Origin of the sequence: Streptomyces sp. NPDC048254 (assembly GCF_043201895.1) — a bacterium.
In the GTDB taxonomy this organism is placed as follows: domain Bacteria; phylum Actinomycetota; class Actinomycetes; order Streptomycetales; family Streptomycetaceae; genus Streptomyces.
Genome location: NZ_JBICZJ010000010.1, coordinates 392594 through 408033, shown reverse-complemented (window position 1 = coordinate 408033; position 15440 = coordinate 392594). Strand labels below are relative to the sequence as shown.

Here is a 15440-nt window from a genome sequence, read left to right as displayed (position 1 = left end):
AGAAGCCCAAGGCGGCCAGAACGCCGTGCGGGGTCCTGCACGGCGCTCGCGCACCACTACTGCTGGACAGTGCACATCCACATGTCGTGGTGGCGTGCCCCGGCGTCACCGGTCGGATGCACCGCACGGCAGTGCCCTGGTCAGTGTGCGGACCGGTTCTTCTGCCTGCCCTCGGCAGACCGGTAGTCGTCGGCCTTGAACCGCTTCGTCTGCCACCAGTACGACACGGTCGTGGCCGGCCACAGCGTGTCGATGCGGCCGTCCGCCGACTGGTACCAGCTCCGGCAGCCGCCGGAGACCCAGACGGTCTTCTTCATCAGCCGCTGGGTCTTGCGGTAGGCGCTCGTCTGAACCTCGGGACGCAGTTCGAGAGCCCGTATCCCCTTCGCGCGCGCGTGCTTGATGGCTCCGACGATGTAACGGGTCTGGGCCTCGATCATGAACACCATCGAGTTGTGCCCGAGTGCGGTGTTCGGGCCGAGCATCATGAAGAAGTTGGGGAACGCCGAGGCCGAGATCCCCAGCTTGGTGGCGGCGCCGTCCTTCCAGGCGTCGGAGATCTCGACACCGTCCCGTCCGAAGACCTTCATCGGGGCGAGGAAGTCCGTGGCGGCGAAGCCGGTGCCGAAGACGATCGTGTCGACCTGGCGCGGCGTTCCGTCCGCAGGGACGACCGAGTCCGCCGTGATCTCGCGCACGCCGGTCGTGACCAGTTCGACGTTGCCGCGCTGCAGCGCGGGGAACCAGTCGTCCGACACCAGCCGGCGCTTGCACCCGGGGGCGTAGTCAGGGGTGAGTGCGGCCCTCAGGGCTTCGTCGGGCACGGACTCCTTCAGGAAGTCCAGCGCCCGCTCCCGGTAGCGCTCCACCACCTTGGGGTGTCCGAGGAATCCGCGGGCGAGCGTTTCGAACTCCCAGTACGTCGCCCAGCGCCGCAGCCGCTGGACGAAGGGCAGACGGCTGTAGAGGCGGCGCCGAGACTCGGGTATCTCCGCGTCGCCCCGGGGCGTCACCCAGTGCGGCGACCGCTGGAACACGTAGAGCTTCTCGGCCTGTTCGGCCAGATGGGGCACGAACTGAACGGCACTCGCGCCCGTTCCGATCACCGCGACATGGCGCCCTGTGAAGTCGTGATCGTGATCCCACCGGGCGGAGTGGAAGGTCTTGCCGTCGAAGGTCTCCAGGCCGGCGATCTCGGGGACGACGGGCTTGCTCAGCACCCCGGTCGCGTTCACCACGAACCTGGTCCGGATGGACTCGCCCGCCCCGGTGCTCACGGTCCAGGTACCGCTGGTCTCGTCGAAGCGCATCTCCTCCACCTCGACCCCGAACCTGAGGTGCCGGCCGAGGCCGTAGACGTCCACCACCTGCCGCAGGTACGCGTGGAGTTCGTCCCAGGACGGGAAGTGCCGCGTCCAGTCCGGGTTCTGGCGGAACGAGTAGGAGTAGAGCACGCTCGGTACGTCGCAGGCGGCGCCCGGGTAGGTGTTGTCCCGCCAGGTGCCGCCGACGTCCGAGTCCTTCTCAAGGATGACGAAGTCGTCGATCCCGGCACTCTTGAGCTTGATGGCGGCGCAGAGCCCCGAGAAGCCCGAGCCCACGATGACGACCGTGGGATGGCCGCCTTGAATACGAGTCATGACCGTCCTCTGTCGGCTGAAGGGCAGGGATGATGTCCTCCGAGCTGCGACCTCCTGGAAGGCCGACAGCGAGGACTTCTGATCAAATGACCTGATCGTACGATCAGAATGCGTGAGACGCCGCCGCGTGTCAATGGCCGCAGAGAGCCGGGAAGCGCCCGCGGAAGGGGACCCCGCCTACCGTCCGAGCGAGTCGCGCAACGCCGAGAGGAGTCCCGCGACCCGCAGGTCCGGCCCCCCTGTGATCCCGGTCTTCAGCAGGTTCTGCACATATCCGAAGCCGACCCGGGCATCGCGGTCGGCGAACCCGAGCGCACCCCCGACACCCTCGTGCCCGAAGGAGCTCTCCGAGAGCATCGGCACCCCAGCAGTGGGCAGCATGAACCCGCTGCCGAACCGCGCGTCCAGTTCGGTCACCCGATCGCGTCCCGCGCTCTGCTCCCCGGTCGCTGCCGTGACCATGTCTCCACTGAGCAGTCTCAGCCCGTCCACCTCGCCGACGCAGGACGCGTAAAGCCGTGCCACGGAGCGGGCGTTGGTGATGCCGTTGGCCGCGGGAAGCGATGCCCGGCGGATGCTCGGGGTGTTCCACTCGTCGGCGTCGGGTGTTCTCAACGCACCGTTGACGGTCATCGCCCGGGTCAGCAACGACGACAGGCCCGCCGCCTCCCGCCGGCCGCCGCCGATCGCCCGTCTCAGCTCCGGATCGGGGATCCTCTCCGCGAGCGAGGAATCGGGCGAGTCGGCGGGGCGAGGCGACATGGGGTCGTCGACCAGAGCCGCGACCCGGTGCTCCACGCCGTCGGGCAGACCGATGAAGAAGTCGAGGCCTAGCGGCCCGACGACCTCACGGGCGAACAGGTCCCGGATCGTGCGGCCGGTGGCGCGCCGGACCACCTCGTCGAGAAGCCAGCCGTAGGTGAGGGCGTGGTAGCCGAAGGCGGTGCCGGGCGTCCAGAGCGGCTCCTGTCCGGCCAGTGCGCGCGCGGCGACGCCGTCCTCAAGGATCTCCGCACGTGTGAACCGGCCGTCGAGCACTGGCAGACCGGCCTGGTGGGCCAGGATCATCCGGACGGAGACACCGGCCTTACCGTTGCCGGCGAAGGACGGCCAGTAGCGTGCGACAGGAGCGTCCAGGTCGAGCTCTCCACGGTCGGCCAGCAGGCAGCAGAGGATCGCCGTGGCGCCCTTCGTCACGGAGTAGGCCAGCCCGACCGTGTCCTGCTGCCACGGCCGTCCGGTGACGACATCGGCCGGCCCGCCCCACAGGTCGACTTTCGGCTCACCGTCGACATAGACCGCGCAGGACGCCCCCACCTCGCCGTACTGCACGAAGTTCCGTTCGAACGCCTCTCGCAGTGGCTCGAAGCCCGGTGCGACGAACCCCTCCGAGTACGTGGTCTGCGACTGAATCGACATGACGCTCCTTACGGCGACTCGGGCATCCAGCGGTCCGGACCACGGACCGAAACCGACGCCGACGGCAACTCCGGAATGATTGATCAAACGGCAACAGTCGAGGTCACCGACCCGGCGGGCCGACATCTGCCGCATCGGCGGACATGCGGATGCACAGACCCCTTGCGGGGCAGCGAACGCCATCGTAATCTAACGACCTGATCAGATGACCAACTAGTGGTCCACTGTGGGATGGCCTCACCAGGCTGTCAACCCACCCCGGAAGCAGACCCGCACTCTCCATTCCGGTCCCCAGAATTCCCTGATTTTCCCGAGAGCCTTGACAGGCTACCTTCGGTATCCCGCTACTAGGCCGACAAGATTCGCCAATGCCTCAGCCGGGGGCCGGGCCATCATCAAAGAGGGTGCACATGAGTTCTGTGTCAGCGGCGAATGAGCCGAAAGCCCCCACGGCAACATCACCCCAGGAACCACAGCTCCGAGGAAACCTCGGCACGGCACATCTGCTCTTCACAGTCCTCGCCTTCAACGCGCCCCTGGCGATCGTCGTCGGCTTTCTCCCGGTGGTCATCGGATACGGGAATGGCCTGGGCGCACCCGTGGCATTCATCGCCGCCGGAGCGATCATCGCCCTCTTCGCCGCCGGATTCACCACCATGGCCCGGCACTTGCCGAATCCTGGGGGCTTCTACGCCTACATCACCGCAGGTCTCGGCCGGGTCGTCGGGCTGGGATCGTCGTTCGTCGCGCTGCTGTGTTACTACTTCATGACCATCGGCAGCTATGCGTACGGCGGCCTCGTACTCGAATCGCTGGTACACGACACCTACCACGGACCCGACATCAAGTGGTGGGTATGGTGCCTGATATTGCTGACCATTGTCGGCACCCTCGGCTACCTCAAGCTCGACCTCTCGGCGAAGATCCTCTCCGCACTTCTGGTCTGTGAGGTCGTCATCGTCCTCGTGTACGACGCCTGCGTCGTGTTCAAGGGCGGCGCCTCCGGCCTCGGCGCCTCGTCATTCACGCCCCATTCCATCTTCTCCGGCTCGGTCGGCATTGCCCTTCTGTACGGCATCACATGCTTCGGCGGGTTCGAGGCGACCGCCATCTTCCGCGACGAAGTACGGAATCCCGATCGCACGATTCCCAGGGCGACGTATCTCGTCGTCGGCCTGGTCACCGTCATGTATGCGGGCGGCGCCTGGGTGATGATCCAGGCCGTCGGCGACGACAAGGTCGTGGCCGCCGCGGCCGCCGACCCGACCGGGTCGTTCATCTCCAGCCTCGAGACCTACAGTGGCCGCGTCAGCGTGGACATCGTGACCGTTCTGCTGAACACGAGCATCTTCGCCGCGCTCCTGTCGAGCCACAACATCACCTCGCGCTACATGTACAACCTCAGCGCGGACCGCATACTGCACCGTTCCCTCAGCCGGGTGCACGACCGTCACGGCTCCCCGCACCGCGCGTCCCTCACCATGAGCGCCGTGTCACTGCTGGGCCTGGTCCCCTTCGTCGCCCTCGGGTCGGACCCCTCGAAGCTGTACGCCGTACTGGTCGGGATCTTCGGCTACGCGCTCATCGTCCTGCTGGTGGTCACCGGCATCGCGGTGCCCGTCTACCTCAGGCGGAACCGGGTGGCCGGGGCGAATCCGTGGAACTCGGTCATCGCTCCCGCCCTCGCGCTCGCCGGCCTCGCCGTCACCGTGGTCCTGGCGACGCAGAACTTCAACCTGCTGATCAGCGGCTCGCAGTCACTCGCGAACACGATGTTCGGCGTCGTGTACGGAACCTTCGTGGCAGGTGTCGTCCTGGCGCTCGTCTACCGCAGGACCAAGCCCGAGGTGTACGCCCGCATCGGCCGACAGTAGGACCTCGCGAACGTGAAGGGCGCGCGAGCCTGGAGAGCCCGGGCTCGCGCGCCCTCACACGTCAGCGGCCGTCATCCCTTCCTGCAGTGGGCCGGTGAGCATCCGCACCGCGTGGTCCGCGTAGGTGTACGCGATCTGCTCGGCGCCGTGCGGTCCGTCCGGACGGAACCACGCCGAGACACCCATGCCCATGTCGAGAATCGCGTACGAGGCGAGCCGGGGCTCGGCGACCTTGAAATCGCCCTCGGTGCAGCCCCGTTCGATGACTGTGCGCAGTCCCCGCTCGTACGCCTGACGCAGCCGCAGCACCTGGTCGCGGTAGGGCTCCTCCAGGTTCCCGATCTCGCGGTTGCCGACGAACGCCTGCTCGCGATGTGCCGCGTGATAGCGCACATGCGCCTCGACCATCCGCCGCAGTTGCAGCGTCACGTCGCCACCGGCGGCGAGTGCCGCCCGCTGGTCGGCGATCAGTGCCCGCATCGTCTCGACCATGATCTCGCCGAGCAGTACCTGCTTCGAGCTCACATGGCGGTACAGGCTCGGGCCGCGGATGCCGATCGCCGCACCGATGTCGGACATCGTCGTCGCGCGGTAGCCGCGTTCGGCGAACAGGCTCAGAGCCGCCGCGGAGATCGTCCGCGCGTCGACGGTCTGCTGCCTCGGCGACACGTCCGCATCCCGTCCCGCCCAGTGCGACCTGTCCTCACCATGGAGCGCCTCAGTCATGGGCCGAGGATACAGGCTACTTATCATTAGCTCCCTGATATGGCCTATAGCACCTACATCACATCCCCCTTGACAACCTTCTGATCAAACGATCAGGATCTGAGCTAATGGCCATTAGCCCATGAGGAGTGGCATGACAGTCCGGCGTACCGCGCTCGTCACCGGCGCATCCCGTGGAATCGGCAGAGCCATCGCGGAGCGACTCGCGGAAGAAGGCTTCGACCTCACCCTGTCGGCCCGTACGGATGGGCCGCTCAAGGACACCGCCGACGAACTGCGCGCCCATGGGCACCGCGTCGAGACCGTGCCCGCGGACATGGCGGACCCGGCGCAGGTCGAGGCCCTCGCCGACGCGCATCTCGAACTGCACGGCGGCCTCGACGTGCTGGTGCTGGCCGCGGGCATGGGAGCGGGCGGTGAGCTTTCGACATACCCCCTGAACAGGTTCGACACGATGATGTCGGTGAACGTCAGGAGTGCGTTGCTGCTGACCCAGCGGCTCCTGCCGGCGCTCCGTACGGCCGGATCGGCGCCGTCGGGACCGGGCGCGAAGATCATCGCCATCGCGTCGATCACCGGAGTCGTGAGCGAGCCGGGCCTGGCGGCCTACGGCGCCAGCAAGGCGGCCCTGATCTCCCTGTGCGAGTCGATCACAGTCGCCGAGGGCGGGCGGGGCGTGAGCGCGACGGCGCTGTCGCCCGGGTACGTCGACACCGACATGGCGGCCTGGGTGCACGACCGGGTCGACCCCGCCTCGATGATCCGGGCCTCGGACATCGCGGAACTCACGGTGGCGCTCTGCCGGCTGTCGCGGCATGCCGCCGTACCCAACATCGTGGTCACCAGGCCCGGGGAGACGTTGTGGCGCGCATGACCACCGCAGGGGGAACGAGGGCCGGACGGGGCGGCCCGGGAAACGATCTGACGAGCCGGACGGAGTCACCGTAGATGTCCTTCGATTTCTCTCTCACGCCCCGAGTCGTGGAGTGGCGCGACCGGATCGCCGAGTTCGTGGCGGACGTGGTCGTCCCGCGTGAACAGGAGGCGTTCGCGAACGGCGTGGACGACGCTCTGCGCCGGGACCTTCAGCAGGCGGCCAAGCTGGCCGGGCTCTGGGCACCCCAGGCCCCCGCCGAACTCGGCGGGGGCGGCTTCCGCTTCGACGAGGCGGCGGTCCTCCTGGAGGAGGCCGGCACGAGCCTGCTCGGCCCGCTCGCCCTCAACTGCGCGGCCCCCGACGAGGGCAACATCCACCTGCTGAACGTGGTGGCCACTCCCCCGCAGCGCGAGAAGTACCTCGTTCCCCTGGTCAACGGCGACATCCGCTCCTGCTTCGCGATGACCGAGCCGCCGCCCGGCGCGGGCTCCGACCCGTCGGCCGTACGCACTCTGGCGACCAAGGTCGCCGGCGGCTGGAGCATCTCGGGCGAGAAGCACCTGATCACCGGGGCCGAGGGCGCCGCGTTCACGATCGTCATGGCACGTGACGAGGAGAGCGGCGGAGCCACCATGCTGCTGGTCGACACCGGCACGCCCGGTTTCGCGGTGAAGGAGCACGCCCGCACCATCGACTCGACCATGGTCGGCGGTCACTGCCGGGTGCTGTTCGAGGACGTGTTCGTGCCCGACGAGGCCGTGCTCGGCGAGCCCGGGAAGGGCTTCAGGTATGTGCAGGTCCGGCTGGCGCCCGCCCGTCTGACGCACTGCATGCGATGGCTCGGTGCGGCCCGCCGCGCCCACGAGATCGCCCTCGGGCGCGCGGTCGACCGCGAGCTGTTCGGGCAGCGGATGACCGACCTCGGGATGGCGCAGCAGATGATCGCCGACAACGAGATCGACCTGGTCGCCGCCCGGGCACTGCTGTGGCAGACCTGCTGGGAGGTCGCCGAGGGCGGCAAGGGCACGGAGTCGTCCTCGCGCGCCAAGGTGTTCATCAGCGAGGCCGTCGGACGCGTCGTCGACCGGTCGGTGCAGCTCGCCGGGGGCCTGGGCACAAGCGAGGACCTGGTCATCGGCCGTGTCTACGCCGACATTCGCGCCTTCCGTATCTACGACGGAGCCTCGGAGGCGCACCGCATGTCGATCGCGAAGCGGGCCGCGCGCCGGGTCGCCGGCGCCGAGCAGGGAAAGGAGGTCCGGTCGTGACCACCGATCTGCCCGGCCTGCCGGCCGCGAACATCGAGAAGTGGCTCCAGGAGACACTGCCGGATCTGCTGGACGGCGGCGGCCCATGGCACGCGGAACTGATATCCGGCGGGCTGTCGAACATCACCTATCGTCTGTACCTTCCGCACGCCGTCGTCATCCTCCGGCGGCCTCCGCTGGGTGAAGTCCTCCCGAGCGCCCACGACATGAAGCGCGAGTACCGCATCCAGACCGCGCTGGCGGGGACAGCCGTCCCGGTGCCCCGGACCCTCGCACTCTGCACCGATCCCGACGTCCTCGGCTGCCCCTTCTACGTCATGTCCGAGGTCCCTGGGCAGGTCATGCGCACGGCGGACGACACCGCCGGGCTCACTCCCGAGACGCGCTCGGCGCTGGCCGACGGTCTGGTGCGCACCCTCGCGGACCTGCACGGCGTCAACCCGTCGAGTGCCGGTCTGGCGGACTTCGGACGGCCCCACGGGTACCTCGCCCGGCAGATCGTCCGCTGGGGCGAGCAGTGGCAGCGCTCACGCACCCGCGGACTCCCGGACATGGACGTCCTCCTGAACAGGCTCTCGGACCATGTGCCGGAGCACTCCGACGCGTCGATCGTCCACGGCGACTACCGCCTCGACAACACGATCGTCGACATGACCGGGCCGCCCCGCATCGCGGGCGTGCTCGACTGGGAGCTCTCCACGCTGGGAGACCCCCTGGCGGATCTCGGCATGACACTGACGTACTGGCACGACCACGGCGACACGGACCGGGAACTGATCCCCGTCGCGGTGGGAGTCACCACGCAGCAGGGCTTCCCCACCAGCCGCGAAGTGGCGGAGAAATACGCCGCGTTGACCGGCCGGGACCTGAGCCTGCTGCCGTTCTACCTCGCCTTCAGCGCGATGAAGCTCGCCGTGATCTTCGAAGGCGTCCACGCCCGCTACATCGGCGGCCAGACGGTGAGCGAAGGCTACGAAGGTGCCGGCGCAGCGGTCCCGGTCCTGGTGTCGAAGGCCCTGAGCGAACTGCGTGCGCTCGGGCGGGCGTAGGCGGCGGTACGGCCGCGGGGCGGGAGCGTTCAGGGCGCCCCCGCCCCGTGGCACAGGCAGCCACTGCCGTCGCGGGGTCTCGCTCGGCCACCGCGACCCGGTTGCGCGGGTCAGGCCCAGGCGCCGACGGGCGCGAAGGAGCTGTCGGCCTGCAGGAGCGTGTCGGTGCTGTCGTACGGGTCCACCCACAGTTCGTTGTTCCTGTGGCGGATGCAGCGCGTGGGGAAGTTGTACGACATCAGCCGGACCGCCGCGTCGTCCCCGGAGCCGGGTACGGCGTGGAAGGTCGCGTCCTGCTTGAAGGTGTCCGAGCCGTCGTCGGCGTCCAGCCTGAGCCGGAAGGCGTAGTGGCGCAGGTAGCGGCCGTCGGCGCTGCGGAAGGAGAAGCCGTCCGAGTCCGCCAGGCCGGCCACCACCGTGAAGCCGGCCTGCTTCTTGACGGCGTCGCTGCTGTCGGCGGTGACCTGGCCGAGGATGCCGAGCCCGCCGGAGTCGTATGCGACGTAGTAGGTCGGGAAGTTGACGGACTGCAGTGACCGGGCCGCGCCGGCCACCAGGGCGTGGCTGGGATCCAGCAGGTCGTACGCGGTGAACACCTCGTCGATCAGGGCGTCCTCGTCGGCGCCGGTCTTCGCCCCCTCCGTCTCGATGCGGTCGAGTTCGGCGGTGAAGGCCGCGTAGCTCTCCCGCGTCCAGGCGGCCTGGTCGGTCTCCCGGGCTTGGGCGAGGACTTGGGCGAGTGTCTGCGCGGTGACGGTGAACTCGCTGAAGTCGGACTCCGCGGCCGTGCTGGAGCCGGCGGTCGTGAAGGTCCCGACGTCCTGAGCGGCCACCGTGCTCGGGACGGTGGCGGCGCCGACGGTGGTCCAGGTGCTGCCGTCGGTGGAGCGGTAGCCGGTGAAGTCGGTTCCGGAGCGGACGAGTTTGAGCCAGGTCGGGTAGGAGGTGCTGCCGTCCGTCTCAATGGTGCGGTCGAGGGCGCCGTCGCCGTCGCTGTCCCACTGGAGGGCGACGCCGTGGCCCGGCGTCACCGAGAGCGTGAGGTAGCCGGGCGAGGTGCCGGCGCCGGTGATGTCGTCGCGGACCATGATTCCGGCTCTGGCCCAGGCGGCGGTGGAGTCCTGCGAGGTCACCGCGACCGTGGCGACGGACGCCTTGGTCAGCGCGCCGGTCAGATAGATGGCGCTGTACTGGTCGGTGCTGCCCCAGACGTCGGTTCCGTCACCGTAGATGGCGAGGTCGGTGCCGGACTGGCCGTAGGCCGCGGTGGCGGCCGTCGCCGAGGTGAAGGTCTTGTAGGGGGCCTGGACGGGCCGGCCGAGGACGGTGGCCGCGCCCGCCGTGACGCTGACGTGGTCGAAGACGGTGGTGTTGAGGGCTGACGGGGTGCGGGAGGTGACGGCGAGCCCGACGTAGAAGGGGGCCGAGCCGAAGGTGGAGATCGTGTCCCGGCCGATGACCGACCAGGTGGTGCCGTCGACGGAGGTGGAGGCGGTGAACTTGTTTCCACTGCGCTCCATACGCAGCCAGGTGGGGGTGGCCACGCTGCTGCCGCTCGCGTTGGTGGTGGACGTGCCGCCGGCCACCACCTGGCGGCGTACGAACTGCTTGACGCCCGTGTCGCCGCTGCCGGTGCTGGTCAGTATCGCGCCGGCCATCTGACCGAACGGGGAGAGGGACTGGGTCATCAACAGGCCGACCTGGTCGTCGCTGCCCGCGTTGGTCCGGCTCGCGACCCGGGCGATGAACGTGGTGTCACCGGTCACCGGCAGGTGGACGTACTGGGCGGTCATGCCCTGACCGTTGACGTTGAGGTCCGTGCCGGCGCCGCGCACCGTGAAGCTGCCGTCCGTGGCGTCGTAGCCGGTGCTGCCCGGTGTCCGCACGGACACCACGCCGTAGCTGCCCAACTGCCGTTCGTCGAGGACGTAGTCGCCGATGTCCTGGTACGACCAGGGTGCGGGCGGCGGTGTCCCGACGCCGAGTTTGAGCGTTGCGGTGTCGGTGCCGGCGGCGTTGGTGGCCGAGATCCGGACGGTGAAGTCCCCCGTGCCGGTGGGGGTCCCGGAGATCAGGCCGGTCGCGGTGTCGACGCTCAGCCCGGCGGGCAGCCCGGTGGCGGCGAAGGACGCGGGATCGTTGGAGGCGCCGATCAGATACTCGAACGGCACACCCGTGTTGGCGTACGCGGTCGAGGCGCTGCTCAGTTTCGGCGCGGGCGGCGTCGGCATCGTCGCGCTGACCTCCGCCGAGACGGGGCCCGTCCCGCCCACGTTGGTCTTGGCGATCACGTAGTAGTAGGTCGTGCCGGGCGTCCCGGTGGGGTCGCTGTAGCGGGTGTGGACGCCGAAACCCACCGGCCCCACGTTGGTGGCGATCACCTCGTAGGGGCCGCCCGGTGAGGTGCCGCGCTTGACGGTGTAGCGGCCGGACAGGTCCGTATCGCTCCAGGTCAGCTCGATCGCGCTGGTCCCGGTGGTCGCCGCCGGTGCGGTGACGGCCCCCTTGGGCGAGGGCACCTGCCAGTGCGTGGCGGACTTGCGGATCACGGTGACGTTGTCGAAGGCCGCCGTTCCGGTCTCCGCGTAGGACTCCGACACGCCCAGGCAGGAGCAGTTCACCAGGCCGACGTAGACGGTGGTGCCGAGGTCCAGTTCGGTGGAGCCGACCTGGGTCCAGTGCACGCCGTCCGGGGAGATCGAGCCGGTGAACTTGTTCTTGACGCGCTCAAGGCGCACCCAGTAAGGCATCCGCATCCGGTAGCCGTCGCCCGCGGCCTCCACGTAGGGGGCCGACAGCGGAGTCGCCGAGTCCGGCAGTGACCCCAGGTTGGAGATCGGGTAGGAGGCGGCCGTCGAGATCGCGGTCTGCTGCGCGGGCGGAACCGGGGTGCTGCCGGTCGCCGCGGTCGTCGCCCCGGTGGCGTCCCGGGTGGTCCACACCCCGCTCCAGGCCGTGAGGGTGAGGCCCTGGAGCAGCATCGCCGCGTGCGCCGAGCCCGCCGCCGTCGAACTGCGCATCATCACGCCGACCTTGGCGTACTGCGAGCTGAGCGGGTACACCACCCGTGCGGTGATGGTCGCGTTCCCGCTCAGCGACATCTGCGCGATCCGGAAGCTGTCGGCGGTGCCCGCGATGTCCCCGCCGCTCGCCTCCAGCGTGAACCGCTCGCCGTCGAAGGTCGTCAGCCCCGACGCCTGGACGGTTCCCACGTTCCGTGACGACCAGCTGCTGGGCAGACCGGCCGTCGCGCAGACCTCCAGAGAGGGCACGCTCGTACCCACCGCGTTGGTGGCCGTGACCGTGTAGTAGTACGTCGTGCCGATGGTGACTTCGAGATCGGTGTACTTCGTGGACGTCAGCCCGGTGGCGATCGTCTGGTACGTCCCGCCGCTGGTGGTGGCCCGCGCCAGCGTGTACGACGCCGCCGAGGTGGCGCTGGCCGGGTCCACCGACCCCACCCAGGCGAGGTCGACGGAGTCCGTTCCGTTGCTCGCGGTCAGCCCGGCCGGAGCGCCGGGGGGCGCGGCGGGGGTCGACGAGGCCGGCGCCTCGCGCGCGCAGGTGAGGGTGCCCCATGACGGGTGGTCCTGGTCGTAGCCCTCGACGAACCGGGCCCCGTCGGTGCCCCGGAAGACCGCCTGTTTCGTGTACGGCGCCGACAGGCCAAGGACGCTCACGTAGTGCGCGTAGGCCAGCTCGAAGATGGGTCGGGACAGACCCCGTACGAGGGTGGTGACCTTGGTCTTGATGTACTTGCCGGTGCGGTCGAGGTCCGCCACGAAGGTCACGTCGTCGTTGCCCAGGTTGTACTTCGCGTCGTACTCGTAGCCGGCGAGTATGCGGTTGCCCGCGAAGCCGAAGAGGTCGACGCCCTGGTTCCACGCCACCTGCGCCGCACTGGCCAGCAGGCCGAGGGCCAGCTGTTCGTGGGTCTGGTCCCGGCCGCTTTCCTGACCCTGCCCTGCCGTGTTGACGATCCGGTGCCTGATGCTGCCGTTGCCCGCGCCGGCGGCGGCGTACCGCACCGCGTCCTCGAACATCACGCGGTCGTCGCAGAAGACGGCGATGCCCAGGACGGTCTGGATGATTCCGGCGTCCCAGCCGCCGTTGGCGAACAGGGCGTAGCCGGACTGCGCCTTGTACCAGACGTCCTTGAGGGACTTCTCGCACCGCGCGATGTCCGCGTCCGCCCAGCCGTCGTAGCCGGTGTGGCGCAGGATCTCGGCCGCGTTGACGAACTTGAACCCCTGCAGGGACGCCCCGAGTTCGCCGTCCGCGCCGGTGATACCCTCCAGGGTCCTCGACCAGATGTCGATGATGTCCCGCGCCTTGTCCGCGTACCGGACGTCCTGCGTGATGTACCACATCAGGGCGTTCTGGTACGCGGCAGCGGCGTCGTTCGGCGCCTGGTCCTGATAGTTGTACGGGCCGCGTCCCCAGGTGGTGATCTGGCCGGTGTTCGCCGCCGTGTAGTCGTAGGAGGACCGGCCGTCCGCCGCCACGGCCCGGTATCCCGAGTAGACCGGCTCCTCCTTGGCCGCGACCGCGGTTCTCATCCGGTCCAGGTCCTCCTGGGTGTGCAGGATCCCCGGGTGGGCGAAGGTGAAGCCGGCGGCCCCGTCCTGCACGGGTATCTCGGCGTGCGCCGTGCCCGCCGCGAGGAGTGTGGTGGGACCGGTCGCGGCGATCGCGGCTGCGGTCATGGTCCCGGTGCCGCCCAGGAACGACCGACGGCTGAAACGTCCCGTCACTCTCGCCATGTCAGCCCACCACCAGGGTGAGGGTCTGGGTGCCGGTGCCGACGGCGTTGGTGGCGCTGAGCTCGACGGACGAGGTGCCGGTGGCCGTCGGCTTCCCGGTGATGGCTCCGGTGGACTTGTTCACGGTCAGGCCGTCCGGCAGGCCGGTGGCCGCGAAGGTGTAGGGGTGGTTGGATGCCTCGATGGTGTAGCTGAAGTCGGAGCCGGCGTTCGCGGTGGCGGAGTCCGCGCTGCTGATCGCGGGCAGCACGGCGGTGAGCGAGGCCCCGGAGTCGACGAACTTCAGGTTGGTGACGTGCTCGTTGGTGTACATCGGGACGAAGTCCGAGGTCTTGTACCAGGAGGCGTGCCCGTCGGTGTCGGAGACGACGGCGCCGTTGATGACGAGGTTCTCGAAGGTCACGTCCTTGATGCCGTGGTCCGCGTCGTATCCCACCATGTGCGAGGTGGAGGCGTGGGTCCCGGTGTAGGTGAGGTCCTTGACGTAGACCATCTCGATGCCGCGGCCGGCGGAGGTGTTGTACGACTTGTTGAACATCACCCGCATGTTGATCAGCTGTCCCCAGCGGAAGTCCTCCACCCGGACGTCCTCGATGCGGACGTTGCGGATGAGGTTGCTGTCTCCGGCGTTGAGTGCGAAGCAGCCCTGGTAGTCGAGTTGTGGTTCGCGATGGTCGAGGATGTCGATGTTCTTGAAGGTGAGGTTCTCGATGGTCTCGGGGTTGTCGGTGTTGCCGTGCGTGCCGATGTTGACCGGGTGCGCCACGTCGGCCCACAGGGTGGAGTTCTTGACGACGATGTTGCCGCTGTCGCCGACGTAGTCCCAGCGGTGGTTGTAGACGGCGACGCAGTCGTCAGAGTTGCGCATGAACACGCCGTCGATCACCACGTCCTGGCAGCAGAACAGGTCGATGCCGTCGCCCCAGCCCGTCGCGGACATCGAGCGGAGGTTGCGGATGGTGAGGTTCTTGGTCTGTCCGGCGCTGATGGAGTGGCCCCAGGGGAGCATCATCGTGACGCCGTCGATCTCGATGTTCTCGCAGTAGTCGACGCCGCAGGCGCCGCCGTTGGGTGCCTCGTAGACCAGGCCCCGGCCGAGCAGTTTGGCGTTCTGGACGTGGTCGAAGACGACGCGCGCCTTGAGCACCGCGCCGCCGGCCAGGTAGACGGTCTTGCCGCTGGGCACGATGACCTTGCCGTCGGAGGGTGCGTGGACGCCGGGGCCGAAGTAGAGGACGTCCGGGTCGTCCTCGCTGGGCGGGTTGGTGTCGATCGCTCCCGCGAACAGCTGGAGATTGTCGAAGCGGTCGTCGTTGAACTCGATGGACAGGTTGCGCGGTCCGGTGAGGCTGAAGGTCAGGGTGCCGCTGCTCTTGTCCAGCTTGTGTGCGATGTCGTACGAGGCAGGGCGGATCCTGGCCTTCTTGACGGTGTCCTGGGTGTAGGTGACCTGGACCTGGACCTCGCCCGAGAAGTCGAAGTACGCCATGGACGAGTTCTGCGTGCTGCCGCTTCCCGTCTTCGGATCGATGGTCATGAACCTCGCGCGGTAGACGTCGACTGCCTTCCAGGTGCCGCCCGGGGTTCTCACCTTCACGGCGAAGCTGTCGTTCGCGGCGATGTCGTCGGGGATGGGGTAGGTCGCCACTCGGTTGGCGGAGGCCGATGCGTCCGCCGCCTGCGCGGGGCTCGCCAGGCTCGACACGTAGCCGGCGACGGCTACGGCACCCGCGGCGTGCAGCAGCGTCCGGCGTGACATGCGGGATTCGGGGAGGCTCATGTCGGGGGTACCCCTTTCTGGGAGGCCGCCGCCCGTGGGGAGGC

9 protein-coding genes are annotated in these 15440 nt (G+C 68.7%); 4 read left to right on the top strand and 5 right to left on the bottom strand.

Translation table 11 applies throughout. From position 1 onward, the window contains the following. Positions 1 to 140: 140 nt before the first annotated feature. Entirely contained in the window at positions 141 to 1640 is a 1500-nt protein-coding gene (locus ACGFZQ_RS28675) for a flavin-containing monooxygenase (RefSeq protein WP_393842751.1), read from the bottom strand. 177 nt (positions 1641 to 1817) lie between these two features. Continuing rightward, positions 1818 to 3059: a serine hydrolase domain-containing protein gene (locus tag ACGFZQ_RS28670; RefSeq protein ID WP_393842750.1), complete on the bottom strand. Its 1242-nt coding sequence runs from the start codon at positions 3057 to 3059 to the stop codon at positions 1818 to 1820. A gap of 410 nt (positions 3060 to 3469) precedes the next feature. On the opposite strand from ACGFZQ_RS28670, the gene ACGFZQ_RS28665 reads away from it, so the two are divergent. After that, positions 3470 to 4933, top strand: a complete 1464-nt coding sequence (locus ACGFZQ_RS28665) for an APC family permease (RefSeq protein ID WP_393842749.1) — start codon at positions 3470 to 3472, stop codon at positions 4931 to 4933. A gap of 54 nt (positions 4934 to 4987) precedes the next feature. Here the strand turns inward: ACGFZQ_RS28665 and ACGFZQ_RS28660 are convergent, their stop codons facing one another. Continuing rightward, the gene (locus ACGFZQ_RS28660; RefSeq protein ID WP_393842748.1) at positions 4988 to 5659 is read right to left on the bottom strand and encodes a TetR/AcrR family transcriptional regulator; all 672 of its coding nucleotides are present in this window, start codon (positions 5657 to 5659) and stop codon (positions 4988 to 4990) included. A 133-nt stretch (positions 5660 to 5792) separates the two neighbouring features. Here ACGFZQ_RS28660 and ACGFZQ_RS28655 point away from each other — a divergent pair, with 133 nt between their 5' ends. The 3 genes from ACGFZQ_RS28655 to ACGFZQ_RS28645 all read left to right on the top strand — a co-directional run bounded on the left by ACGFZQ_RS28655 (position 5793) and on the right by ACGFZQ_RS28645 (position 8853). Continuing rightward, positions 5793 to 6533, top strand: coding sequence for an SDR family NAD(P)-dependent oxidoreductase (locus tag ACGFZQ_RS28655; RefSeq protein WP_393842747.1), 741 nt, complete (start codon positions 5793 to 5795; stop codon positions 6531 to 6533). Positions 6534 to 6607: 74 nt separating this feature from the next. Beyond that, positions 6608 to 7804, top strand: coding sequence for an acyl-CoA dehydrogenase family protein (locus ACGFZQ_RS28650; protein ID WP_393842746.1), 1197 nt, complete (start codon positions 6608 to 6610; stop codon positions 7802 to 7804). After that, positions 7801 to 8853: a phosphotransferase family protein gene (locus ACGFZQ_RS28645; protein ID WP_393842745.1), complete on the top strand. Its 1053-nt coding sequence runs from the start codon at positions 7801 to 7803 to the stop codon at positions 8851 to 8853. The genes ACGFZQ_RS28650 and ACGFZQ_RS28645 overlap by 4 nt, the downstream gene beginning before the upstream one ends. Before the next feature lie 110 nt (positions 8854 to 8963). Here the strand turns inward: ACGFZQ_RS28645 and ACGFZQ_RS28640 are convergent, their stop codons facing one another. Both ACGFZQ_RS28640 and ACGFZQ_RS28635 read right to left on the bottom strand, forming a co-directional pair. Beyond that, positions 8964 to 13616 carry an AbfB domain-containing protein gene (locus ACGFZQ_RS28640; RefSeq protein WP_393842744.1) on the bottom strand — a complete coding sequence of 1551 codons (4653 nt, stop codon included), beginning with the start codon at positions 13614 to 13616 and terminating at the stop codon, positions 8964 to 8966. A gap of 1 nt (position 13617) precedes the next feature. After that, complete coding sequence (locus ACGFZQ_RS28635; protein WP_393842743.1) at positions 13618 to 15396, bottom strand: putative Ig domain-containing protein; 1779 nt, start codon at positions 15394 to 15396, stop codon at positions 13618 to 13620. Positions 15397 to 15440: the final 44 nt, after the last annotated feature.